The 20,853-nt window shown below is 68.0% G+C and carries 22 protein-coding genes and 5 pseudogenes; 14 read left to right on the forward strand and 13 right to left on the reverse strand.

The genetic code is table 11. From position 1 onward, the window contains the following. Window positions 1-467: 467 nt before the first annotated feature. Both RM788_RS32620 and RM788_RS32625 read right to left on the reverse strand, forming a co-directional pair. Window positions 468-692, reverse strand: coding sequence for a hypothetical protein (locus tag RM788_RS32620; protein ID WP_315922257.1), 225 nt, complete (start codon window positions 690-692; stop codon window positions 468-470). 118 nt (window positions 693-810) lie between these two features. Continuing rightward, window positions 811-993: a hypothetical protein gene (locus RM788_RS32625; protein WP_315922259.1), complete on the reverse strand. Its 183-nt coding sequence runs from the start codon at window positions 991-993 to the stop codon at window positions 811-813. 565 nt (window positions 994-1,558) lie between these two features. Between RM788_RS32625 and RM788_RS32630 the strand changes: the two genes are divergently transcribed. Then, window positions 1,559-2,338: a transposase gene (locus RM788_RS32630; protein ID WP_315922261.1), complete on the forward strand. Its 780-nt coding sequence runs from the start codon at window positions 1,559-1,561 to the stop codon at window positions 2,336-2,338. A gap of 304 nt (window positions 2,339-2,642) precedes the next feature. On the opposite strand, the gene RM788_RS32635 is transcribed toward RM788_RS32630, so the two are convergent. The 3 genes and pseudogenes from RM788_RS32635 to RM788_RS32645 form a co-directional block, all read right to left on the reverse strand. Next, window positions 2,643-2,906, reverse strand: coding sequence for a hypothetical protein (locus tag RM788_RS32635; protein ID WP_315922263.1), 264 nt, complete (start codon window positions 2,904-2,906; stop codon window positions 2,643-2,645). A 93-nt stretch (window positions 2,907-2,999) separates the two neighbouring features. Further along, window positions 3,000-3,248, reverse strand: a complete 249-nt coding sequence (locus RM788_RS32640; RefSeq protein ID WP_315934818.1) for a tyrosine-type recombinase/integrase — start codon at window positions 3,246-3,248, stop codon at window positions 3,000-3,002. Window positions 3,249-3,597: 349 nt separating this feature from the next. Beyond that, window positions 3,598-3,960, reverse strand: a pseudogene (locus RM788_RS32645) (transposase domain-containing protein); the annotation flags it as partial. A gap of 333 nt (window positions 3,961-4,293) precedes the next feature. Between RM788_RS32645 and RM788_RS32650 the strand changes: the two are divergent. The 6 genes and pseudogenes from RM788_RS32650 (at window position 4,294) to RM788_RS32680 (ending at window position 8,869) form a co-directional block, all read left to right on the forward strand. Beyond that, window positions 4,294-5,351, forward strand: a pseudogene (locus RM788_RS32650) (IS110 family transposase). Beyond that, a pseudogene (locus RM788_RS32655) lies at window positions 5,352-5,551 on the forward strand (transposase); the annotation flags it as partial. Window positions 5,552-5,957: 406 nt separating this feature from the next. Then, entirely contained in the window at window positions 5,958-6,809 is an 852-nt protein-coding gene (locus tag RM788_RS32665) for a type 2 periplasmic-binding domain-containing protein (protein WP_315922265.1), read from the forward strand. A 50-nt stretch (window positions 6,810-6,859) separates the two neighbouring features. After that, window positions 6,860-7,054, forward strand: coding sequence for a hypothetical protein (locus tag RM788_RS32670; RefSeq protein ID WP_315922267.1), 195 nt, complete (start codon window positions 6,860-6,862; stop codon window positions 7,052-7,054). Between the two features lie 16 nt (window positions 7,055-7,070). Continuing rightward, on the forward strand, window positions 7,071-8,243 hold the full coding sequence (locus RM788_RS32675; protein ID WP_315922269.1) for a histidine kinase: 1,173 nt from the start codon (window positions 7,071-7,073) through the stop codon (window positions 8,241-8,243). Next, window positions 8,240-8,869: a response regulator gene (locus RM788_RS32680; protein ID WP_315922271.1), complete on the forward strand. Its 630-nt coding sequence runs from the start codon at window positions 8,240-8,242 to the stop codon at window positions 8,867-8,869. The genes RM788_RS32675 and RM788_RS32680 overlap by 4 nt, the downstream gene beginning before the upstream one ends. A 244-nt stretch (window positions 8,870-9,113) precedes the next feature. Here the strand turns inward: RM788_RS32680 and RM788_RS32685 are convergent, their stop codons facing one another. Continuing rightward, window positions 9,114-9,689 carry a helix-turn-helix domain-containing protein gene (locus RM788_RS32685; protein WP_315922273.1) on the reverse strand — a complete coding sequence of 192 codons (576 nt, stop codon included), beginning with the start codon at window positions 9,687-9,689 and terminating at the stop codon, window positions 9,114-9,116. 143 nt (window positions 9,690-9,832) lie between these two features. Between RM788_RS32685 and RM788_RS32690 the strand changes: the two genes are divergently transcribed. Beyond that, window positions 9,833-10,795: an alpha/beta fold hydrolase gene (locus RM788_RS32690; RefSeq protein ID WP_315922275.1), complete on the forward strand. Its 963-nt coding sequence runs from the start codon at window positions 9,833-9,835 to the stop codon at window positions 10,793-10,795. A gap of 89 nt (window positions 10,796-10,884) precedes the next feature. Here the strand turns inward: RM788_RS32690 and RM788_RS32695 are convergent, their stop codons facing one another. The 4 genes and pseudogenes from RM788_RS32695 to RM788_RS32705 all read right to left on the reverse strand — a co-directional run bounded on the left by RM788_RS32695 (window position 10,885) and on the right by RM788_RS32705 (window position 12,768). Next, entirely contained in the window at window positions 10,885-11,097 is a 213-nt protein-coding gene (locus tag RM788_RS32695; RefSeq protein WP_315922277.1) for a hypothetical protein, read from the reverse strand. A 111-nt stretch (window positions 11,098-11,208) separates the two neighbouring features. Then, window positions 11,209-11,598, reverse strand: coding sequence for a transposase (locus RM788_RS32700; protein WP_315922279.1), 390 nt, complete (start codon window positions 11,596-11,598; stop codon window positions 11,209-11,211). 163 nt (window positions 11,599-11,761) lie between these two features. Further along, window positions 11,762-12,097: pseudogene (locus RM788_RS53075) on the reverse strand (transposase); the annotation flags it as partial. Window positions 12,098-12,126: 29 nt separating this feature from the next. Then, entirely contained in the window at window positions 12,127-12,768 is a 642-nt protein-coding gene (locus RM788_RS32705) for a TetR/AcrR family transcriptional regulator (protein ID WP_315922281.1), read from the reverse strand. 95 nt (window positions 12,769-12,863) lie between these two features. Between RM788_RS32705 and RM788_RS32710 the strand changes: the two genes are divergently transcribed. Then, the gene (locus RM788_RS32710) at window positions 12,864-13,628 is read left to right on the forward strand and encodes an MBL fold metallo-hydrolase (RefSeq protein ID WP_315922283.1); all 765 of its coding nucleotides are present in this window, start codon (window positions 12,864-12,866) and stop codon (window positions 13,626-13,628) included. A gap of 41 nt (window positions 13,629-13,669) precedes the next feature. On the opposite strand, the gene RM788_RS32715 is transcribed toward RM788_RS32710, so the two are convergent. After that, the gene (locus RM788_RS32715; RefSeq protein WP_315922285.1) at window positions 13,670-14,443 is read right to left on the reverse strand and encodes an alpha/beta fold hydrolase; all 774 of its coding nucleotides are present in this window, start codon (window positions 14,441-14,443) and stop codon (window positions 13,670-13,672) included. Window positions 14,444-14,512: 69 nt separating this feature from the next. Between RM788_RS32715 and RM788_RS32720 the strand changes: the two genes are divergently transcribed. The 5 genes from RM788_RS32720 to RM788_RS53080 all read left to right on the forward strand — a co-directional run bounded on the left by RM788_RS32720 (window position 14,513) and on the right by RM788_RS53080 (window position 19,434). Next, window positions 14,513-15,214, forward strand: a complete 702-nt coding sequence (locus RM788_RS32720) for an IclR family transcriptional regulator (RefSeq protein ID WP_315922287.1) — start codon at window positions 14,513-14,515, stop codon at window positions 15,212-15,214. A gap of 101 nt (window positions 15,215-15,315) precedes the next feature. Continuing rightward, on the forward strand, window positions 15,316-15,987 hold the full coding sequence (locus RM788_RS32725; RefSeq protein WP_315922289.1) for an IclR family transcriptional regulator: 672 nt from the start codon (window positions 15,316-15,318) through the stop codon (window positions 15,985-15,987). A gap of 144 nt (window positions 15,988-16,131) precedes the next feature. Next, complete coding sequence (locus RM788_RS32730) at window positions 16,132-18,405, forward strand: cytochrome P450/oxidoreductase (RefSeq protein ID WP_315922291.1); 2,274 nt, start codon at window positions 16,132-16,134, stop codon at window positions 18,403-18,405. Between the two features lie 134 nt (window positions 18,406-18,539). Then, a complete protein-coding gene (locus tag RM788_RS32735; protein ID WP_315922293.1) occupies window positions 18,540-18,959 on the forward strand; it encodes an ester cyclase in 420 nt (139 codons plus the stop codon). 115 nt (window positions 18,960-19,074) lie between these two features. Beyond that, on the forward strand, window positions 19,075-19,434 hold the full coding sequence (locus RM788_RS53080; RefSeq protein WP_399345172.1) for a VOC family protein: 360 nt from the start codon (window positions 19,075-19,077) through the stop codon (window positions 19,432-19,434). Between the two features lie 351 nt (window positions 19,435-19,785). Here the strand turns inward: RM788_RS53080 and RM788_RS53085 are convergent. Further along, a pseudogene (locus tag RM788_RS53085) lies at window positions 19,786-20,493 on the reverse strand (transposase); the annotation flags it as partial. 3 nt (window positions 20,494-20,496) lie between these two features. Continuing rightward, a complete protein-coding gene (locus RM788_RS32745; protein ID WP_315922297.1) occupies window positions 20,497-20,832 on the reverse strand; it encodes a hypothetical protein in 336 nt (111 codons plus the stop codon). Between the last annotated feature and the right edge of the window lie 21 nt (window positions 20,833-20,853).

Raw genomic sequence — 20,853 nt, forward strand, 5'->3', positions numbered from 1 at the left:
AGGGCGATCCGACGGATGGCCGGGCGCTCGCTCACGTCGATGGGCGCTTTCCGAGGGGCGGCGAGCAGGGCGGCGGCTGCTCAGGTCGGTTGTGCTGCGTAGCGTGTCGAGGTCGAGCCGACGGCCGTGTTCGATTCGCGACAGCGCCGAGGATGAATAGCGCATCAGTTCATCGGCTTGGGCCAGGGTGCGGCGACGTCGTGAACACTCGGCACGCAGAATATCCCCCACGGATTCATCGGCCCGTCACCGATACTCGCCGACCGGCCTCCACTACGCCAGGTCCGATCGGGTCGAGGCACTGCCTGCACGCGGCACGGGGCGCCTGCACCCGGAACGACCATGAGCGGCGGGCGCATACCGTTGACTGACACCGGTACAGCAAGGGGAACGGGCTGTGGAGCTCACCAAGAACGTGGTCGCCGAGGTCGAACGCCGCCTGGCGGTGCGGCTGGATCGCTCCGCCGTCACGACGGCGCGTGGGTCGAATCGGCCGGGCACCGCACCGACCGCAGCACCTGGGTGCGCGTCGATTCCCGGACGGTGTCCCGAAGCCGGTCGCAGTCCTGGGTGGGGACAGAAGCGGGCTCGGTGATTCCGGACGTGTCCACACCGGCCTGGTCGCAGTCCGCGACCTGGGTCGATGCGGACCAGAAGCGGGTGTGGCGGGCCGAGGAGATGGAACTCGTCACCGAACCACACCCACCCTCGCAGCGTGCTACGTCGACATGATCATCTCGACGTATGCGATCAGCTGATCGGAGGCGGTGGGACCGGTTGTGCGGGGCGCGACCGGCGGGTGACCAGCACTCAAGTCAGTCGCAGGGCCTCGTCGGTCTGGGCCACCAGATGATCCAATCGCGCCCGTGTCCCCTGCAGGCCCGCGTCCCACGCCCGATGCACCCGCTCCAGCGCGACGTCGACGCCGTCCAACTCGACGCCCGGCGTTTGTGACGAGTCCTGTGGGTCGTCGGCGGCCGAGTTGGATGTCATGACCGTCGAGGATACGGCCGCTCCCACTAGCCGGCGGGACCGCCTGGGAACAGAGCGTGGGGTTTCGGATCCAGCCGAATGGTCGGCACGCGGCGGGCAGGTCGAGGTCGAGCGCCAGGTCACCGAGGCAGCGGATGGTGTCGGTGAACAGTCGATGCGCCGAGCTGCAGCCGTCGTAGGGCACGATCCACAATTGGACTCCACGGTCGCGAACCTGCTCGAATCCGGCACTGAACAGCCTGCCCGATCAACCCGCCGGAGATCCCGCCGTAGCGGTTGACCCGGACGTCCTGCGTGCCGACCTGTGAGACATCGCACCCAAGACGGTGGCGCAGGTGCGGCCCGCGCTCGCCGAGCAGGGCAGCGGACGAGTCGGCAGCCTCCGGCCATGCACGAGGCCACGTTCACCCGACACGCCGCACCCCCGCCTGTCCACCGACCGCAGGGTCGGTATCTACGGTGGGCCGGTGGCGAGCAGTTAATTCACGGGAATTCACCAGGGTGTACGTTTCGGGCCCTAAAGGTTGTCCCGTAACGCGATCTCGGCAAGACCGATGATCTTGGCGTGGAGCAGGTGATCAGTGCGGGCCGGCCGAAGTGGGTGCCGGTGTTCACGGGCTTGTCGATGCGGGTGTTCCGCAATCTTGTGCGGGTCGTGGCCCGTCGGGGTGGTGAACAGACCGGCAGTGGTCGGCGGTGGGGATTGTCGCTGGAGGATCGGGTGTTGCTGGTGGCGGTGTATTACCGGACGAACCTGACGTATCGGCAGGTCGCGCTGCTGTTCGGCATCTCGAAATCGGCCGCGGGTCGCGTCGTGGATCATCTGGCGCCGCTGTTGGCGCTCGCGCCGGTGACCCGCAAGCACGGCCCGGACGCCGTGCTGATCGTGGACGGCACGCTGGTGCCCACCCACGACCGGAGCATGTCCGCGTCGTCGAAGAACTACCGGTACTCGGTGAACATGCAGGTCGTCATCGACGCCAACACCCGCCTGATCGTCGCGGTCGGCGACCCCACGCCCGGCAACCGCAACGACTGCCGGGCCTACACCGACTCCCGCGTCGACCAGCAGTGCCGGGGCGCGACAGTAATGGCCGACGGCGGCTACCAGGGCAACCCCGAGGTGATCATGCTCTACCGGAAACCGCGTAAGGAACAACCGCCGCTGCCGCAATGGAAGGAGGACCTCAACACCGTCCACAGGAGCGTCCGCGCACGGGTGGAGCATGCCCTGGCCCACATGCAGTCCTACAACATCCTGCGCAACTGCCGCCGTAAACACGACGGCGTCTGGTACGCCACCCGAGGCGTCGCCCAGATGCGGAACCTGGCCATGACGGCCTGAGCGGCCATCGACAGCAGACAACCCCGCTGTCATTCCTGTCCGCCAACACTTTTGATCATTACGGGACAACTTTTAGGAGGAAGCCGCGCTCGCACGGCTCGACAAGGCGAGTCCTTGCATACCGTGAATCGCGACCTTCTCTGAGCACGCGAGGCATCGTGCGCGGCGGATATCTCGAGTAATAGGCCAAGCAGCCGTCTGGGCTGGGCAGCGTTGTCCCCACAGTCGAGCGTGGATCCGATGAACCGCAGTAAAGCGTCATGAGAGTCCTGAGAGGACAAGTCCCATGTGATGTGATTGCTGCCTATCTGCGTTGACGGATCATGTAGTCGGGGACCAGTTGGTCCACCACGTCAATCCCCGTGGTCCGTCCGTCCGCGTAGGGGAGCGCGAACTGCACGACCCCGAGAAAGCCGCCGGCGGCACTGGGTAGCCAGCCTGTCAGCGCGGCCTCGACGGAGGCCATGAGGTCCAAGCCATCGGCGACGACCTTGCGAGGACGATCAGGGTCGGGAGGGTAGAGAAGGACGAGGTCGACTCGGCACTGCTTGTACAGGCCGTCGCCCATGCACGACGTCTTATGCGGACGTCTCCGTTATGCCGTCGCGGTGTTGATGCCCCCTGGTGGTGGAGTCACCTTCTGGGTGCGCGGTCGGCATAATCACAGGTTGTTGAGGAACTCGATAATGGTGTCGGTGGGCTGGTAGCGGCCTGGGGTGACGTTGATCGGGGCGGTACGGGCGAGGGCGCGTTCTTTGAGTTCGAGGTCGGCGTGGATGTAGACCTGTGTAGTGGCAACACTTTCATGACCGAGCCAGAGGGCGATGACGGTGATGTCGACGCCAGCGCGCAACAAGCGCATGGCGGTGGAGTGCCGCAGCACGTGCGGGAAGACCTGCTTGCCGACCAGCGTCGTGACTCTGGCTTGACCTGCTCTGCGAGACCGGTCTACGCCGGGTGCGCTTCAGCAGTCCGAAACGTCCTCCAGCGCCGAACGAACTGCTCGACCGCCGACGAAGCCGCGAACTCATCACCGAGGCCGCCTGGGATTTCCGCTCAGGGATACCGACCACTCATTCGGCAAGGTTGTCGGCACCGTCCGGTGTGGGGCGCCAGCACCAGATCGTGTCTTCAAAGGAGCGTATCGTCAGCGCCAGCCCGCCAGCGGGATCGCACCACCACAAACCGTAAGCGAGGCCAATGCCGTAGTCCTGGGTGGTGTTCGTTCCGCTCGAAGTTGCGGAGGCGCGAGTGGCTGACCTGTGGTCCGCTACGCCGAGTCTGCGTCGCAGGTCCCGCAAGGCTTTCGCGGACGGCTCGACCACCGGAAGACCAGCCAGTCCTCCGGTCAGCTTCTGCTAGACCAGTCGGTAGCCGACCTCCGGGAACAGGCACATCGCCAACAGGAAGTAGACACCGACCCGCGAGGGCAGGTCCCGAAGTCGCCGCTGCACGTGACGGGTCTCCTCCAGGATCGCGTCGACGAGCTCGAACGGGACCACCTGCGTCAACTCTCCGAGATGGCCTGGCGCGAAGACACCACCGGCGACCGTGAGGGAACGCGTGTGAACGGTGACGGCGGGCTGGCCGCGCAACGGGACCTCGCTGATTCGGGAGAGCATGGGCAAGTACTTGATCTACCAGACCCTGTCGTCCTGAGCGCACACACCGACTCGGCTTCATCGTCGACACGAGCGGTGTGCCCGACGATCGAATCTCGCAGCTTGAAGAACTTCGGACAACCTTAACTACCCGGCCTTGGGTGAAGTCCCAACACATGCCCGTGAGGGCCTTCCGTTGATCTGTCCACAGCAGCCCGCAGGGCGAGCGCCCTGACCGGAGTGACTTGATAGAAGCCTGCTGAGCCGTCAACTCGCACTAGGTCTGTCCCCTGGCCAGGGCGCTCGCGTCTGTCCCGTCATCGAAGAGACAACAGGCAACGAGGACAAGCATTGATGGTGACAGTGGGCATCGATCCGCACAAACACGTCCATGTCGCGGTGGCCGTCGAGGCTGGTGGCAGGCGCATAGGCAAGCCGTTGACCGTCGGCAACGACGAGTCTCTGATCACGGTTTTGCTCAAGTGGATCAGGTCGATCACCGGTGACGCACCGATCACCTGCGCCATCGAGGACGGTCGTGGCTTCGCCCGCCGCCTGGCCGACGGGCTGCTGCTCGCCGGCCACGAGGTGGTCTGGGTTCCCACCCGGTTGGCCGCCGCGCACCGCAAGTTGCACGCCGCCACCGGGGCCAAGTCCGACCAGATCGACGCCGCGGCGGTGGCCCACGCCGCCATCGCCACCCCTGGTCTGGACCGGCACCGCATCGATGAGTGTGTGCGTGAGCTGCGCGTCCTGGTCGACTACCGAAGTGACCTCGTCAAACGCCGCACAATGGCGATCAATCAGCTCAAGGCCCAAGTGCACGTCTGGCTCGACCACACCCCGGGCGACCTCGCCCGAGCCAGGAACCTGGCATCGGTGACCACGGTGGTGAACAATGCGACGCTGCGCCCGCACGTTCGTCAGGCGCTGATCGACATGGTGACCGAGATCGTCGAGATCAACCGCCGTGTCCACGACCTCGACACCGCGATCAGGCAGCTCGTGACTCCCTTGGCGCCCGCCCTGCTGGAGGTCACCGGCATTAGCCACAACTCGGCAGCGGTCCTGATCACCGAGATCGGTGACATCAGCCGTTTCTCCACCTCGGCCAAGCTCGCGCGTTACACCGGCTGCGCACCAATCCCGTTTATTCCGCCGACCAGGAATGGCACCGGCTGCACCGAGGCGGCAACCGCAGACTCAACAGTGTTCTCTACACCGCCGCGATCGTGCAGAAACGCCGGCACCCAGCCGCGCAAGCGCTCCTGGCCCGCCACGAACCGGCAAAGGGCTCACGAGGAGCACGACGCATCCTCAAACGCCACCTCGTGGACGTCATCCATCGCGCCATGACCACCGGCCACGCGACTTGGCCGCACCACACCACCCGCCATCAGTCTGCCGCTTGACATAGAAGCATCAATGGCTTGCTACGCCAGTACTTTCCCAAGGGAACCGACCTGTCCCGCTGGAACCGGGACGACCTCGACGCCATAGCCGCGACCCTCAACAGCCGACCACGGAAGGCACTCGACTGGAAAACACCAGCCGAAGCACTCAATGAGCAGCTACGTTCCCTTCAATAGTTGGTGTTGCGACGACCGGTTGAACTCAAGCTCGACGCGGGCGCGGACTTTGCGGTGTGCGGTGTTGAGGTCTTCCTGCCAGACGGTCAACACGGTGCCGTCGCGGGGTTTGCGGTACGGCATGATCACAACCCACGGCCGGACACACCCGAAAGATCCCCCGTCGACCGAGTGTCCACACCGGACGAGCAGGCGGCGGGCCGCACTGTTGCTCGATACCAAAAAAGGAGCAGCTTCAACACCGGCTCTGAGCTCGCGGGGGGAGGTGGGGTGAGCGAGCTCCAGCCGACTGTCGGCGCGACACCATCATTCATCCGGCCTGTCAAGTACATCGTTGGGTTGAATCCTGGTTCGATCGAATCCACGACGCGACAACTGCCCCCACGAGAACACCATGATCGCGTGCATCCCAGCGGCGGCAGGACATCCATGCGTGACTCGATCAGCAGACGTTCTCTCCTGGCCGCGGGTGCGGCCCTCGGTGTCGGCGCAGTGGTCCGCCCGGCGTCAGCCTCACCCCGGTACGGAGAGGAGAGCGCGACACTGGAGCAACTGCACCGGGCCGCGGTCGCGGAAGGCGGCAAGCTCGTGCTGTACGCGGGCGGCGACGTGGCCGCACAGCAGGACGCCATGAAGGCGGCGTTCGAGCAGGCGTTCCCCGGCATGGCGATGACGGTGGTGGTCGACTACAGCAAGGTCCACGACGTGCGGATCGAGAACCAGCACGCGACCGGGGGCATCGTGCCCGACGTCGTGCAGTTGCAGACCCTGCACGACTTCACCCGGTGGAAGGAACTGGGCTGGCTGGAACGCTACCGACCCGCCGGGTTCGGCGCCGTGCACCCGCTGTTCAAGGATCCCGACGGCACGTCGGTCGCCACCGGGGTCCTCGCGTTCAGCGTCGCCCATCAGCCCGGCCTGGTGTTCTCGCCGCGGGAACTGGCGAAACCCGAGTGGAGGGGACGGATCGCGTCCTCCTACCCGCACGACGATGACGCCGTGCTGTTCCTGTACCGGCTCTACGTCGAGGCGTTCGGTTGGGACTGGCTCGCCGGCCTCGCCGCCAACGACGTGGAGTTCGCCCGCGGTTCCCACGTGGCGGGCGCCGCCGTCGGCTCGGGCCGGAAGGCAGTCGGTGTCGGCACGTCCGGTTCGTTGTCGGCGACGGGGGCGGTGCGGTGCGGTGGAGCGTGCCGTCGGACGCACCGTTCGTGGCGTGGGGACAACGTGCGGCGATCTTCCGGGGAGCGAGGCGGCCCGCTGCCGCTCGGCTCTACCTGAACTGGCAGCTGTCGAAGGCACGGCAGCAGGCGGCGTTCAACGGCTGGTCCGTGCGCACCGATGTCACGCCCAACGGCGGGCTCGATCCTGTGTGGACCTACCGCAACGCCCACATCGAGGACTTCACCACGTTCATGGCGGATCGAGCCGGGGTGGAACGGTGGAAGAGCACGTTCGGCCTGTACCTCGGCGACGTCGTGGGAACGCCCACCCCTGGCAGGCTGGGTCTGCGCCCCGGCGCGTGAGGAGGACCATGGAGCCATGGCAGCACACGCACCGTCGTCCGACCGTCTGAAGAACTGGACCGAAAGCCTTCTGCACGCGGCGTTCTTCCTGATCCTGGCGGGGACGGTAGCGCGGTACATCACGCTGAGCACACCACAATGCTGGGCGATCGTGCTGCTCAGCGGTCTGCTGAGCATCGGGTACACCGTCGGGGTGGTGTGGTGGGACCGGTTCGACTCCCACCGCACCGGGTGGTTCTGCGTCCTGTTCGCGCTGTGGCTGGGGCTGCTGTTCGTGGTGCCGCTCACGGCGACGGCGACGTTCTGCTGGTGCGCGGTACCACTGGTGTGCCTGGCTTCGCGTGCGTTGGCGCCCAGGCACGCGGTGGTGGTGCTGGTCGTCGTCACGGGCACGCTGCTGGTGCTCGGGATCTGGCGCACGACCGGGTTCCAGCCGGACGTCGTCCTGGCCCCGATCGCCGCGATCTGGGCCGCCGCGGGGCTCTACCGGCTCCAGCAACGGGACGCCGAGCGGTTGCGCCGCGCTCGTGACGAGCTGGCGCGCAGCAGGCAGGAGGCAGGCGTGCTGGCCGAACGAGCGCGGATCGCCAGGGACATCCACGACTCGCTCGCCCAGGACATCGCGAGCAGCCGGATTCTGCTCCAGGCAGCCGAACGGGAGCGGACGCACAGCCCGGACAAGGCGTGGTCGCGGGTGCGGACGGTGACCGGGTCGCTGGGCGGAAGCCTCACCGAGACGCGCAGGATCATCGCCAACCTGCTGCCCACCGCCTTGGAGGGCAGGGAGTTGACGACCGCGTTGGCCGGCCTGTGCGCGCAACTGGACCGCGTCGGCATCGTGACGACGTTCCAGGTGGTGGGCCAGGTCGACGCGCTCCCGCCCGACACCGCCATCGCTGTGCTGCGGGTCGCCCAAAGCGCGCTCGGCAACGTCCGCGAGCACGCCGAGGCCACCACCGCGTCCGTGCTCGTGCGTCGGGAGGGGGACCACGTGAGCCTGACCGTCCGCGACGACGGAGTCGGCTTCGATCCCGACCTCCCCCGCGCCTCGCCCGATCGGGGCTTCGGTCTGGCCGGCATCCGCGAACGGCTCGACGAGTGCGGCGGTGCCCTGACCGTGCGCAGCGAGACCGGCGGCGGCACCGTGCTGACCGCGACGGTCGGCATCACCGCGATGGTGAGCAGTTGACCCCGCTGAAGGTGCTGCTGGTCGACGACCACGTGCTCATGCGCGCCGGCCTCAGCGCGCTCCTCGAAGGCGAGTCGGCCCTGCAAGTGGTCGGCGAGGCGGGCGACGGGCCCACGGCTTTGCGGCTCTGCGCCGAACTGCGTCCCGACGTGGTGCTGATGGACCTGCGGCTGAAGGACGAAATGGACGGTGTGGCCACCATGGAGGCCATGCTCGAAGCCATGCCCGGCGTGAGCGTGGTGATCCTGACCAGCTACGGGACCCGCCCGGACGTGCTGCGCGCCATGGCCGCCGGCGCCAGGGGTTACGTGCTCAAGGCCGGTCCGCCGGAGGATCTGTTCCGAGCGATCCGCACCGCCGCGGGCGGCGGGATCGGTCTGGCGCCCGAGGCGGCCGAATTCCTGGTCAGCGAGGTCGCCGCCCCTCGGCCGACGTTGTCCGGACGCGAGGTCGAGGTCGTCGCGCACCTGGCGCGAGGCCTGAGCAACCGCGAGATCAGCCGGGCTCTGGTCCTGAGCGAGGCCACGGTGAAGACCCATCTCGTCCGCATCTACCGCAAGCTCGATGCGGACAACCGGACCACCGCCATCGTCGAAGCCGCGCGGCGAGGGCTGATAGACCTGTAGGCGGCGCGCGGGATCGCGCCGCCACACCGAATCCCGCTACGAGCACGAAGCAGGCCATCGGCAAGGTGGATCCGGCCGTCGTCCCTTGGCCCCTGGCAGGGTCACCACCAGCCGCATGCTCGGCCGGGGACGCCCAGGTGCCGTGCGGCGGTTCACCGCGCCAGCAACTATCGCGAAGTCGACGCCCTCGACCAGGACCTCGCGGTCTACGCCCAGGGCCGCAAGCAGCAGCGTGTGCCGGTCCCTACTGGGAAACCGCGAGGTGCGCTCGTTCCCCCTGCGGCCCGATCAGGGTGAGCAGTTCGGCCGGGTGTTCCTCGGCGCTGCCGATCCAGTGCGGGATCCGGGCGTCGAACTCGGCGGCCTCACCGGCTCGCACGGGGAGGTCCTGGTCGCCGAGCACGAACCGGACGCTTCCGTTCATCACGTAGAACCACTCGTACCCCTCGTGGGTCTTCAGCGCGGGCGAGCCCCAGCGGGAGGCGGGCGGGTAGACGACCTTGAAGGCCTGGATGCCGCCCGCGCGCCTGGTCAGCGGCACGAAGGTCATGCCGTCCCGCGTCACCGGGCGCAGGTGGACGCGCGGATCGCCGGTGTCGTACGAGCCGACCAGGTCGTCGAGCGGAACGCCGTGGGCCCTCGCCAGTGGCAGCAGTTGCTCCAGGGTGGGGCGCCGTTTGCCGTTCTCGAGGCGGGAGAGGGTGCTGGTGGTCAACCCGGTCACGGCGGCCAGTTCCGCCAGTGTCGTGCCGCGGGCCCGGCGCAGCGCGCGCAACCGGGGGCCGACGCCCGCGAGCACGGTGTTCTCGTAGTTCTCCACGGCCGCATCTTGCCAATCGGCAACAAAAATTGCTACTTCTTCCCGTCCGGGAACAGACTCCGCCACGGAGGTGAGGCCTGATGTTCAGGCAGATGACACGACCCCGCGGCAGGTCGTCACGACATCGCGGGTGGGCCGTGGCGATGGCGGTCCTGTTGGGTGCGCTGGGGTGCACGGCGAGTCCCGCGCCGCCCGGCGACTCGGGGGCGTTCGACTCGGCGACCCGCGCGGACGCCGAGTTCAACCGCCGGTTCACGCATGAGTTCGCCGACGTCGACGGCGTGCGGATGCACTACGTCAAGGGCGGCACGGGCAAGCCGCTCGTGCTGCTGCACGGCTGGCCGCAGTCTTGGTACGAGTGGCGCGGCATCATGCCGGAGCTCGCCGACGAGTACACGGTCTACGCGCTCGACCTGCCGGGGCTCGGGGACAGCACCGGGTCGCCGAGCGGCTATGACAAGAGCACCCTCGCCCGTTACGTCCACGGCCTGCTCGTCGACGAGCTCGGGCTCTCCGACATCCGGCTCGTGGCGCACGACCTCGGGGCCGGGGTGGGGGTGCAGTACGCGTCGCAGTTCCCCGGCGAGGTCGTCCGGTACGCGCACCTGGACTACCCGGTGCCCGGCCCCGCGCTGAGCGCCGCCACCTATCGGACGTTCAGCTGGCACTTGGCCTTCCACGACCAGGAGGACGTGCCGGAGGCGTTGGTCGACGACGACGTGCGGGAGTACCTGGCGCTGTTCTACCCGCGGGTGGCCTACGGCGGCATCGCCTTCGGCGGCAAGGGAGCACCGCCGCCGTTCACCGACGAGCAGGTCGACGAGTTCGCCAGGACGTACCAGCGTCCGCAGGTGCTCAAGGGCGGCTTCGAGCTCTACCGGACCCTGGACCAGGACGAGCGGGACAACATCGCGGCGCGACCCACCGACGTCCCGACGTTGCTCATGTCGGCTGAGGGCACACTGGCCTCGACCCGTCCGACGCTTGAACCGTTGACCACCAACATCCAGCGCGCCGTCGAGGTCCCCCGCTCCGGGCACTGGCTGCCCGAGGAGAACCCGGACTTCGTGACCGGGGAACTGCTCGCGTTCCTCGCGGGCTCGTGATGACGACCGGAGAGCACCGTGCCGCCCTGCGCTCCTGTGTGGACGGCCTGAGCGTGGGTGCCGTGTCGCAATCGGCCGACCGGCTCCGATCAGGATGACCGGGCGGGGTCGGCGGCCGGATGGCTTCCCAGCCGGCCGGGAGTGGGGTCGCCGGTGACCTCGCCCAGGCGCAGGATGAAGGAGTAGCGCCACCGCTCGACCAACGCGCGGTCCGCCATGAACGCGGGGAACTCGTCGAGGTGCGCGTTGGGGTAGTCCCAGATCGGTTTGAGGCCCTCTGGCACGGTGATGTCTTCCCGCACCGACCAGCTGTTGTACTGGGTTTCCTGGACGCCGGTGGAGAGCTGCCAGTTCAGGTAGAGCTTGGCGGCGGCCGGGTGCGGTGCGGCGTTGAGGATGGCGCCGCGCTGGCCCTAGGCCATGAAGGGGTGTCCCTCGGGGGCGATCCACTGGACTTCGGGGATGTAGAACGGGGTGATCGAGCCGAAGGTGCCGACGCCGATGGCCTTGTCCCGTGCGGCGACCGCCTCGATCGGATTGTTGGTGCCGCGGCCGAAGCGGGGTTCCTGGGCGGCGAAGCGGGTGACCCAATCCCAGTCGACGCGTAGCCATCGCCGCAGCTCGGTGGTGTCGTAGGCTTTGTCCGCGTGCAGCTTGCGCGGCTTGCCGTGGCTGCCGCGGCCGGGATCGTGCCGCGAGAGCAGACCCGCCACCATCGGTTTCAGGCCGTCGGCGTCGACGACGTCGCCACGTGAGACACCGACCACGAGCGGCATTCCCGATCGATCGGACAGGATGTGCACATTCTCGTGCCCGACTTGCCCCGGTCCACGGGACTCGGGCCTGTGTGCTCGCCCCCTTTTTCGCCCTCACGTGCGCGGTGTCCAGCAGCACGCGTGACAGGTCGACCAGCCGCCCCGTTTCGGTCATTCTTTCCAGCACCGCACGGTGCGGATGGGCCCAGATCGCGAACCGGCGGTGCGCCGTCGACTTCGACGCCCCGAAACACGGCGGCAACACCCGCCACGCACACCCCGACACCAGCACATAGACGATCGCGGCGAACACCGCCTCGTCCTCGAGATCGCGCACTCCACCGCCCTGCGGACGCACCCTCGGCGGCGGCGGCAACGGACGCGCCAACTCCCACAACCCCGTCGGAACGATCCACGACCAACGACCCTCAACCATGATCAACACGACGACAGGCGGCCATGTAGGACACGGTTTAACTCCGCGATCACCGAACCCACCAGCGCGGGCCATGCCCAATGGACGGTGCGCTGCAAGTCCGTATCGCATCGGCGATGCCGCCCAGCGGACACGGGTTGTTACGGCAGCAGGGAGGCGATCAACACCCCGGTCAGCCAATCGCGGTAGGTGTCGACGTCCCAGCCGCGGCCGGAGGTGAGCTGGGTGTAGAGCTGAGGCCCGGTCATCGCCCAGCAGGCGTCGACCTGATGATTCGGATCGGCGTCGGCGCGCAGCGCATCCGCGTCGGCGAGGTGGGTGAGGAAGGCGGTGACGCCTACCAGTCGTTCCCGCTCGGCTGTCGCGAGGACCTGCGCCACCTCGGGGCCGGCTTCACCCAGCAGGGCGAACAGCGTCGCGAGTCGGGTGTGGACGTCGCACACGAACCCGGCGTACAGGCGCAGCTTCAGGTGTGGGTCGGGAGTCGACCAGGCCTGTTTGAGCGCTGGCCGTTCGGACATGGGCATCGGTTCGTCGTCACCGGCCAGGGTGACGTCCCACAGTGCCTTCATCAGCCCCGGCTTGCTGCCGAACGCCTTGTGAACCGTTTCGGGTGACACACCGGCGCGTGCGGCGACGGTGCGGACTGTGGTTGCCTGGTAGCCGTCGCTGAGCAGCAGCTCACGGCACGCCTCGATCACTGCGGCGCGGTTACGGCGAGCGGCAGATCGGCGTTTGCCGGTGTCATAGGACCTGCGCGGCCCAGGTGCGTTGGGTCTCACGGGGTTAGCCTCCCAAAATTGGGTACAGTCAACTGTATCTAATTTTGGCAATGGCTTCCACCTGCCCGCCTCGCTTTGAGTTCCTGGAGGAATCCATGCGCAGCACCACGCCCGACCGGGTCGCCCCCGATGTCGTCCGACTCGGCGACGACGTCGTCAACTTCTACCTGGTCGAGCATCCCGACGGCCTTCTGCTGGTCGACGCCGGACTGCCGGGCCACCTCGGCCAACTCCGGACGTACCTGGCCTCCTCGGGCTGTGCGGTGGGTGACATCCGCGCGGTCCTGCTGACCCACGCCCATCCCGACCACACCGGTCTGGTCACCGTGTTGCACCGAGCCGGCGCCGAGATCCGGGTACATGCCCTTGACGCCCCCATCCTCGCCGACGGTCCGCGTAGTGCCCTGCGGCACGCGAAATCCGAACGCTCGCTGGCGCACTACCTGCTGCGCCGCCCGGCGGCGATGGGCACCCCGCTGCACATGGCTCTGCGCGGGGGCTTCACCGCACCCCGGTTCTCCCACGCCAGGACGTTCGCCGGGGACGCCTCCTTCGACGAGCTGCCCGGCCGCCCCCGCGCGCTCGCTGTGCCCGGCCACACCGCAGGCAGCACTGCGTACGCCTTTCCCGAACTCGGCCTGCTTTTCACCGGCGACGCCCTGGTCACCCATGACGGCATCACCGGCCACCGCGGCCCAGGCCTGGTCTGTCGCGGGTTCACCACCAACAGCGTCGCCGCACTGGCCTCACTGGACCGGCTGGACTCGGTGGGCGACGCCCTGGTGTTGCCGGGGCATGGCGACCCCGTCACCGACCTCGCCGCCGCTACAGAACAGGCGCGTCGCCACGGAGTCTCCTGATCCGGCCCATCCGGCGGGATCAGGCCCGGTCCCGCCGCACATCAGCGGGACCGTACTTCGACGTCGGCGAGGAAGCTTTCGACCGCCGAGACGAGCGCGATCGGGGTCTCGTCGACCGCGTAGTGGCCCGCCTGCTCGAACACGACCACCTCGCAGTTCGGGTAGCACTTCCCGAACGTGGCACGCATGGTGTCCGGTCCGAGCGCCGGGTCGTGCGCACCTGCCACCACCCGGACCGGCACCGGGTTGCCATCCAGCTCGGACTGGAAATCAGTGTGCGCCCACGCCCGCAGGTACTTCCCGAAGGCCACCGGGTCGGACGTCTCCAGTGACTGCCGGACCGTTGCGTCGAGCCACGTGCCGCTCAACCGGTTGCCGGTGGTGAAATCGATGATCGTGCGCCGGTTGCCCGGTTTCCGCTCCGCGCCGGTGAACAGCTTCCAGGTCTGCTCGTCGAACGGGACGCCGCTGGCGGGCACCGGGGAGATCCCGACCAGCGCGCGTACCCGGGTGGGCGTGTCGGCCAGCACGCGCTGCATCACACTGCCGCCCATCGAATGACCGACCAGCGAGAACACTTCCAGTCCCAGGTCGTCGGCGAGCGCCAGGACGTCCCCGGCTGCTTCGGCGATCGAGTGGTCCCCTGGCACGTTCCTGCGCGCTCCATAGCCGCGGTAGTCGGGGAAGAAGTAGCTGAACCTTGTTCCGTCGAGGTAGCGGGTGATCGGCTGCCACGCGGCGGCCGACCCGAACCAACCGTGCAGTGCGATGACGGCGTGGTCACCCTCGCCGACTCGGGAGACGTCGTTATTCACATCTACTCCAGGCGCTATATTCGCTCTTATAGTGCGTAAATCGCACCTCGTCACATGGTGAGGTGGCTCATGGGTCCTGTCAACGCTGGTTATTCGCAAACTCTCGGCAAGGGACTTCGGGTTCTGGAGGTGCTCCGGCACCACCCGGCGGGCCTCGGCGTCAACGCGCTCGCGGCGAAGCTCGGGCTGCACCGCACTGTCGTCTACCGCCTGCTCGGCACGTTGCGGGCGCACGGCCTGGTGATGCAGGACGGCAACTTGCGGTTCCGGCTCGGCGTCGGGCTCATCGACCTGGCCGGCGCGGTCGAGGTCGATCTGTGCACCGCCGCCGCACCGCACCTCGCCGTGCTCGCGGACGAGGTGGGCGCCACGGCGTTCCTCACCCTCGCCGACGGCGGCGAGGCGGTCAGTGCGTACGTCGTCGAACCCCGCCGGGCCCGGATGCACGTGGGCTACCGGACCGGTGCCCGGCATCGACTGGAGGTGAGCGCAGCCGGTATCGCCATCCTCGCGGCTCGCCCGGCGCTCGCCGGTGAGCGCGCGGAGGTGGCAGCGGCACGGGAACGCGGCTATTCGGTGACCTCAGGAGAGCTCGAGCTCGGAGCGTGGGGCTTGGCAGCGGCGGTGCCGGTCGGTGCCGCCCCAATGGCGGCGAGCGTAGGGGTCGTCGCGATGACCGAACTCGACGAGCAGCAGGTCGCCGTCGCCGTGCGGCGTGCGGCGTCGGCGGTCGCCGACGACGTACGCCACGGCGCCGGCGACCGGCCATGAAGTGGGAAGGTCTGACCCGCTCTCGCAACGCAGACGGTCAACTAGGCTGGGTTCGGCGGTCCGGCTGGCCGCAGCAGCTCGCGCACCGATCGAGGACCACGATGAGCACGCTCCAGACGCTGGACCGTGGACTACGCGCACTGGATGTCGTCTCGCGGTCCGCGAACGGCATTTCGGTCGCCGACCTCGCCCGGGAGCTCGATGTCCATCGCGCCATCTGCTATCGGATCGCGGCCACGCTCGAGGCGCACGGGCTCGTCAGCCGCACCGAGGACGGGTTGCTGCGCCTGGGCGTCGGCACCGCGGTGCTCGGCGCGAGGTTCGAGCCCGGGTTCACCCGCGAGGCCCGCGTCCTGCTGCGGTCGCTGGCGAACGAAACCGGGGCGACGGCGTTCGTCTCGGCCGCCGAGGGCCCAGACTGCGTGGTGATCATGGTCGCGGAGCCGGAGTCCGCCGCGTTGCGGGTGGCTTACCGCGTCGGTAGCCGGCACCCGCTGACCAAAGGCGCGGCCGGTATCGCGATCCTCGCGGCGCGCCCGGAGTCGCGCAGCGACACCGACGAGCTACGTCAGGTCCGCCGCGACGGTTACAGCATCACCTCCGGCCAACTCGAACGCGGCGCGGTCGGAGTCGCGGCGGGTGTCCGCGCGGTGCCCGGCTCCGGTTTCGAGCACAGCATCGGCGTGGTGGCTCTCGAGGGGTTCGACACCGCGGTAGCCGCGAAGGCCGTGCGGAGCGCCGCGCGCAGCCTGGAGGACCACCTTCCGCAGTGAGCCCGCGCCGGCGAGACCGCGTGTGCAGCCTCCACCTCGTGCTTGACCACCTTTGTGGCACCGACCTACTCTCAAACATGTTCCCTTGGCGCACATGATGTGCGTTATTAGTAAATTGGCAGCTCAAGTACAGGGAAGTGGGTCATGGGCCCTTCTGACTGTCCCGTCTCGCCGAACGCCGTCGCGTTCGATCCGTTCGGTCCTGAGTACCTCTCCGACCCGCCGGGTTGCCTGCGCTGGTCGCGTGACGACGAGCCGGTGTTCTACAGCCCGGCCCTCGGCTATTGGGTGGTTACGCGTTACGAGGACGTCAAAGCCGTCTTTCGCGACAACGCCTTGTTCTCACCTTCCATCGCGCTGGAGAAGATCACCTCGGTCTCCGCCGAGGCCACGGCCGTGCTCGAAGCGCACGGTTACGCGATGGCACGGACCCTCGTGAACGAGGACGAACCCGCGCACATGCCGCGCAGACGCGCCCTGATGGCCCCCTTCAGCCCGGCTGAACTCGTGCACCACGAACCGATGGTGCGGCGGCTGACGCGTGAGCACATCGACCGTTTCGTGGACTCGGGCCGGGCCGATCTGGTGGATGAAATGCTCTGGGAGGTGCCGCTGACCGTCGCGCTGCACTTCCTCGGCGTGCCACCTGAGGACATGGCGACGATGCGGCGGTACTCCATCGCCCACACCGTCAACACCTGGGGCCGCCCCACGCCGCAGGAGCAGGTCGGCGTGGCCGAGGCGGTCGGGCAGTTTTGGCAGTACGCCGGGACCGTGCTGGAAAAGATGCGTCGCGACCCCTCAGGGCACGGCTGGATGCTTTACGGGATCAGGGTTCAGCGGGAACTGCCGGACGTCGTCACCGACTCCTACCTGCACTCCATGATGATGGCCGGCATCGTCGCCGCCCACGAGACCACGGCCAACGCCGCCGCCAACGCGATCAAGCTGCTGTTGGAGCACCCGGCCTCCTGGCGGGACCTCTGCGCGGATCCCGCGCTCATCGCGGGAGCGGTCGACGAGTGCCTGCGGCACTCGGGCTCCGTCGCCGCCTGGCGCAGGCTCGTCACCGCCGACACGACGATCGGCGGCGTCGCGATCCCCCGCGGCGCGAAGCTGCTCGTCGTGAACTCGTCGGCCAACCACGACGAGCGGCGGTTCGCCGACCCCGACGGGTTCGACATCCGACGCCCGGACGCGGAGGACCACCTCACCTTCGGCTACGGCAGTCACCGATGCCTGGGCCGCGACCTGGCCCGGATGGAGGTGCGGATCTTCCTCGAAGAGCTGACGACCCGCCTGCCGCACCTCGAACTGGTGCCGGACCAGCGGTTCACCTACCTGCCCAACACCTCGTTCCGCGGCCCTGACCACTTGTGGGTCCACTGGGACCCCGCCGCGAACCCGGAACGGCACGACCGCTCGCTCCTGGCGCGTCGGCCGCCGTCCCCGGCAGACTGGAACGCGAAGGCAAGGCCCCGGACCCTCCAGGTGGACTCGATCACCCCGGTCGCCGACGACGTGGTCGCCGTGGTGCTGTCCGACCCGGCAGGTCGAGCGCTGCCGGCCTGGTCTGCCGGCGCCCACGTCGACGTCGACCTGGGCGGGATGTCCCGCCAGTACTCGCTGTGCGGCCGACCAGGCGACCGGGAACGGTACGTGATCGCAGTGCGCGAGGAGGCCGCTGGCCGGGGCGGCTCGCGGTATGTGCACCGTGAACTGCGCCCTGGTCACGCGCTCGGCATCCGCGGTCCCCGCAACCACTTCCACCTGGACCCTGCCGCGCGCCGGTACGTCTTCGTCGCGGGCGGCATCGGCATTACCCCGATCATTGCGATGGCCGACCAGGTACGGGCCGCGGGGCAGGACTACGAGGTGCACCACTGCGGCCGGACCAGGTCCTCGATGGCTTTCCTCGGCCGGCTCGCCGCCGACCACGGAGACCGGGCGCACGTACACTGCACCGACGAGGACACCCGCCTTGACGTCCGCGCGCTGTTCGCGACACCGACGCCGGACACCCTCGTCTACGCGTGCGGCCCGGACGGGCTGCTCGCCGAACTGGCCGTCGCCACCGCGCACTGGCCGGCACGGGCGCTGCGCGTCGAGCACTTCACCGCGGCCCCGGCGGAACTCGACCCCGATCGAGAGCACGGCTTCCGGATCGAGCTGCGGCACTCAGGGCTGACCATCCCCGTGGCCGCCGACGAGCGAGTCCTGGACGCGCTGCGCGCGGCGGGCGTGGAAGTCCCCAGTGACTGCGAGGAGGGGCTCTGCGGCTCGTGCGAGGTTCCGGTCGTGGCTGGCGAGATCGACCACCGGGACCGCGTGCTGAGCACGGCCGAGCGGGAGGCGAACCGGTCGATGATGTCGTGCTGCTCCCGAGCCGCCGGGGCTAATCTCGCGCTCGGCATGTGACGTCCATCCCGACAGTTTTCGCAGCCACCGCCGCTGTTGACAGGCCGTCAACCGTAGTTCAACATGAATTGAATAGTTCATTATTAGGATTACATGAGCGTTTATAGCTCCCCTGATCGGAAGGATGACCGCACATGAGTACCGAGCAAAACTCGAACAAGGCCGTGGTCGCCCACTTCAACAAGGCGTTCATCGAGGGCGGCGACCTGGATGTGTTCAGCGAGACGATGTCGCCCGACTTCGTCAACCGCACCCCGCAGCCCGGACAGGCAGTGGGCCCTGAAGGCGCCGAGCACTTCTTCACCCGGATCCTGCGGCCCGCGTTCCCGGACCTGACGGTCACCATCCACGACCAGATCGCCGAGGGCGACCGCGTCGTCACCCGCAAGTCCTACCGCGCCACGCACCTGGGCGAGTTCCAAGGGATGCCGGCGACCGGGCGGACGGTCGAGTTCGACGTCATCGACATCATTCGGCTGGAAGGCGGCCAGTACGTCGAGCACTGGGCCGTCGCCGATATGGCCGGGCTGCGCGGCCAGTTGTCGGAGAGCTGACGTGACGTCCGCCGTCGGCTCCGAGGAGTACGTGCCGGCACCGGCGATCAGCGGTGTCCACCACGTCACGTTCGTCGTCGGCGACTTCGACGCCGGGATCGCCTGGTTCACCCGCGTGCTCGGCGCCCGGCACGTCGACCGCTTCGACCACCACGACGCCTCGGGCGCGCTGTTCGGGATAGTGCTGGAGCTGCCCGGCTTCCCAGGCATGATTGAGCTGCGGATCGCCGAGGAAGGATATCCCGTCCGCTCCGGCTACGACCCCGTCACCTTCGAAGTTCCTGACGACGCGGCTCTGGAAGCGTGGTTCGAACACCTGCGAGCCGCTCACGTCACCCACACGCCGATCAAGCAGCGCCGGACCGGACGGTCGATCGAAGTGGACGGCCCGGACGGGATCGTCGTCCGGCTCTTCACCGCGCCGATCGGCGGCTTCGGCACGGTGCCGTTCCAGGAGCGCGAAATCGACCACTAGACCACGGATCCACGAGCCGTGCCGACGCCCCGAGGTCGTGCCTAGTACGGCAGTAGCCATTCGCCAGCTGACCTGGGTGTTCTCGATGTTGCGGGCGAGTCTGGTGCGTTTGTGGAACCAGCGTGAGCGTGCTTGGTGTCGGCGTCGCCAGTTCACCCAATGGGTTGTGTGCTCGGGTGGTCGAGGTGTGATGGTGTCTGCGATCAGACGTTTGATTTCGGGGACGGTGAACGGGATCAGACCGGGATCGGCAGGTGGAGGCTGGTCCGGATGTCGTGGTTCGGGGGCTTGGCTGTCGGTATGGTCACGCAGCAACGCGGCGGTGACGGCACAGACCGCCAGAGCGGCGCAGACGAGCAAGGTGTGCCGGGCGATCGCGGTGTAGAGCCTGATCTGGGACTGGTCCAGGCCGAAGCAGTCCTTGCCGAACTCGAACCCTTCCTCGACCGGCCAGCGCAGTCCGGCGGCACGGATCAGCCGGGCCTTGGTGAGCAGTCGTCCTTCGGGCACGTAGCAGTAGTGGAAGGCCAACTCGTTGGTGCGTAGGTGTTTGCGGATGAGCAGGTGGTGTCGGGCCGAGTTGGTGGCGATCCAGGCCCAGGCGTACCAACGGTCGCCTTTGGAGCCCTTGCCGGCCGAGCGGATCTCCCACTGCCGCTTGCGTGTGAGCAGTGTCTTCACAGACTGTTCGACCGACAGCACCAGGCCGCTGGGCAGCGTGATCCGGAAGTTCTTCCGGACCCGCAACACATAGGCTTGTCGATCGGCTTCGAAGTGGGTCCGCAACTGGGCACAGTTGCCGTAAACCTCGTCCCCGCAATAGAAATCCGGTCGGATCCCGTCAGCGGCCACCGTGGTGGTGAGGTCGATGGCCAACTGTCCTTTGGTGCGGAAAGTCAGATCCGCCGGTAGTCCCATACGCAGCGAGGTCACCGGGTCGGTGATGTGCTCATCGGGGATCCACTGCCGGAAGCCGATCAACGCGTGCCCGACGCCTTCGCGCACAGAGGACAGGTGCACCGTGTTGATCCCGTTCTCCACCCGGCCCGCGCAGCCCATATGCTAGCGTTTGACACCTGAGGTGGCGTCGCCTTTCTTCTGTTGCCCGGTCTCGTCCAGCGCCCCGATGACCAACTTCCCACGCTGGCGCCCGGCCTTGCGGGCTGCCTCTTCCAGCCCGGACACCGCGAACCGCTTGATCTCGGCCATCGCCGCGTCTTCGTCCCATACCGCCCGGTTCAGCAGCCGCTGGGTCCGGTTCGGGGTCCGGTCCCCGACATGCTCGGCGACAGTCCAGCCGTTCCGCTTGGGCATCTCGCTCGTCACGGCCCGCATGTACTTACGGGCCTGTAGGAACGGCTCGATCCGCGGGAAACACGAGCGCGGCCGTTCGGTCAACTCACCCAGTTTCCGCCCGGC

This window comes from Umezawaea sp. Da 62-37, assembly GCF_032460545.1.
In the GTDB taxonomy this organism is placed as follows: domain Bacteria; phylum Actinomycetota; class Actinomycetes; order Mycobacteriales; family Pseudonocardiaceae; genus Umezawaea.